Here is a 2,942-nt window from a genome sequence, read left to right on the forward strand (position 1 = left end):
CTGTTTGATCCTTTTTTCCAGTACCATTGGGTTTGGTAGTGAAAAAAGGATCAAACAGCTGATTCCTTATGCTGGATGGAATGCCTGGACCATTGTCGCTGACTTCGATGATCAGGTGTGGTCCATCCTGATACATGCAGAAAGTGACGGTGCCGCCATCTGGAAGTATCTCTACCGCATTCTTTAGAAGATTACAGACGATCTGTTCAACCTTGCCAGGTATGTAACGATCTTTATCTGTGTTGTTTTTCCAGATGACATTTATATCCCTGTCTCCAATCTCAGCTATTATCAGATCATGTAGCTTATCGATGTGTTCAATAGCTACTGTTTCATCGCTCTCTTCATTCTTTAGTCCTACAAGCAGATTGTGAACGATCTCTTTGATTCTGTGCAGACCTTGGTCGATGACCGGCAAGTAACGATCAATAAGTTCTTTATTATTAGGGTGTTTGCGCAGTGTATCGATACAGTTTAGAAGACCGGCAAGAGGGTTGTTGACTTCATGGGCTACGCCTGCGGTGATGCGGCCAAGCGCAACCAGTTTTTCACTCATCGCGATCTCCTCTTCAAGCATCTTTTTTTCAGCTAATTCCGCCATAATTTTGTTGAAGGTGACACTGAGACGCCCGATCTCATCTCTCTCTTTTACGGGGATAGGTGCAAAATCCGTCATTTCACCTCGCCCTACCGCTTCCAGTCCTTGTGTAACTGCAGTAAGAGGCTTGACCATGCGCCTGGAAACAATGGTACCCAGGGCGCTACCGATAATGACGAAACAAAATATCAAGGCAAGAACAATGACCGCGGTGTTTTTGGTCTTTTCATATAACGGAGCGACAGACAAACGAACTCGAACCACGCCCATATATTTTTGATCGGAGAAGAGGGGGACAACACCTTCCTGAAAACCTCTCTTTGAAAAACCACCAATGCTTAACACAATGGGAGCTCTTGCGCTCATGGCCTGTTTGAAAAGATCCAGCTCAATACTATTTTCAGGTAAAAAGGGAAGGCCCATTGGATTTTTAGCTGGATTAAGGTGTGCCTGAACCCTGCCCTCTGCATCAAGTATCATTGCTGTTAAGACTTCATGACTTCCTCTTATTCCCGGTCTTCTGGATGCCATGTTCTTCAGGCTTATGTAGAGTAACCAGTAGTCCTTGCGCAGCATTGCCTTGGGTGTAGTGATGGCAACCGATTCGGATAGCAGGAGGGCCTTTTCCCCCAATTCATCATGAAAACGTTTCCAATCCTGCACAACCATAACAGCTCCAATCATGAAGCCTACAGCGGCCACAACAGCTGTGATTGTGAGTGATAACTTTATCGCCAATGGCCAAGATCTAGGACTAAGTAGCGGCATTTATGCTCTGCAATTAATCAGTTGGTAACAAGGAATGCTTCGGATCAGCTCTTTGGATTGTCTTTACCATAGCGCGGATTTCATTGAACAACGAATCCGAATAATGACCAAAGCCATCCAGTTTAAGTCGGGCGAGGAGTATCTTGCCAGTTACATCCTCGCCCATACTCTCAAGAGTATCCTTCATCAAGTTGACTGTATTGGGGTTTACTCCTAAACGAAAAACAATAGGTGGGAAGCCAAAACTCGGAGATATTTTTATTATTCGCGTCTTCTTAGTAATGTCAGGTCTAAAGATGGCAAGGTATTCCCATATGTATGAATCTACCGCCCCGCCATCTGCAACCTGCTCGGAAACGGCCTGCACCGTTTCGGCGTGATTGAAGGTGAAAAATGTCTGTCGAAAAAAGGTCTCAGGCTTCTCACCTTTCGCTGTCATCAAGGAAAGGGGATAGAGAAAGCCTGAATTCGAGTCAGGGTCAGAGAAAGCAAAAATCTTCCCTTTCAGATCACTAAAGCGTTTATGGGGGCTGTTATGGTGGACGATGATATATGAGTGATAACGTGGTGCCCCTCGATAGATAGGCACTGTTAGGAGCTGAAGAGATTCCGGTTTTCTTGTTTGTACGTAAGAGTAGCCGCAGATCCATGCGAATTCGATACCGCCAGAGTCCAATAGATCCATCACCTCTCGATAGGACTTTCTGAGCACAAATTCTACCTTGCGGCCCATTTTATACCCCAGGTATTGACTCCACTGGTCTAGAAATCTGAGGTTTTCGGTGAGTATCACAGCCGTAAGGCCAAAACGGATAGGTGGTTCCGTGTTGGCAGCATAAGTCGGGCTAATCAAGAAAACCAATAATAAATAGAACAATCGCACTGGGATTCCTTATTAAGAAAACTTCTCAGGGATACTGCTAAGTTATGTCACGGCACCCACATTGCGACATATATCCTGTGCTCCCCATGGAGTACATAAGCCGTCACTGGCTACACTTTCCTGCCTCCTTTAAATATCCCTGTTCTATGAGGATAGCAGAACCCAATTATCACTCTGGATGCTGTTGTTTGTTATTGAAGTCAAGTTAATTACATACACACAGTAAGGTTATTTTTAGCTTCTTTTGCTGGAAAAGTGAAGTGGCCTTTCAATTTACCTCTTTTTTATTCTGTATCTTGTTACCTATTAGTAACTTGGCATTTCACGCTAGAATCATAACTGTTTGAAATTAAATGAATAATCAGAATGGTTACGTTTTTTTCAGAAACGTTACCATCAGGTAACAAATTTCAGCTCATTATCCCCATCGTTTTTTTTATCCTTGTTTTTTCAAGTAGATACAAATCTGGCTCGACTCTTGCAGTCCGCACTAAAGTAATTTTGCACATTCCAACAATAATACTAAAGCCATAATTCGGAGTGGGAGAAAACAGTGGCAAAGAATGGTGGGGCTGGAATTGAATTTAGAGTTACCTGGCAACTGACAGCATTTATTTTCGTTGGAATCGTACTGTTTTTATTAACAGCCTATGGAGGTGTTGAGTATTACACCTCGCAGTCCTCTTTTTGTGG

General features: G+C 43.5%; 2 protein-coding genes. Both read right to left on the bottom strand.

What is annotated here, in order from left to right:
• Positions 1 to 1,366, bottom strand: a 1,366-nt coding sequence (locus Ga0074115_RS15370; RefSeq protein WP_157292827.1) for a sensor histidine kinase, incomplete at its 3' end; no start/stop codon positions are given.
• 13 nt (positions 1,367 to 1,379) lie between these two features.
• Positions 1,380 to 2,249: a substrate-binding domain-containing protein gene (locus tag Ga0074115_RS15375; RefSeq protein WP_057957323.1), complete on the bottom strand. Its 870-nt coding sequence runs from the start codon at positions 2,247 to 2,249 to the stop codon at positions 1,380 to 1,382.
• Positions 2,250 to 2,942 lie beyond the last annotated feature (693 nt).

Origin of the sequence: endosymbiont of Ridgeia piscesae, from assembly GCF_001443665.1 — a bacterium.
GTDB classification, from domain to species: Bacteria; Pseudomonadota; Gammaproteobacteria; order Chromatiales; family Chromatiaceae; genus Endoriftia; species Endoriftia persephonae.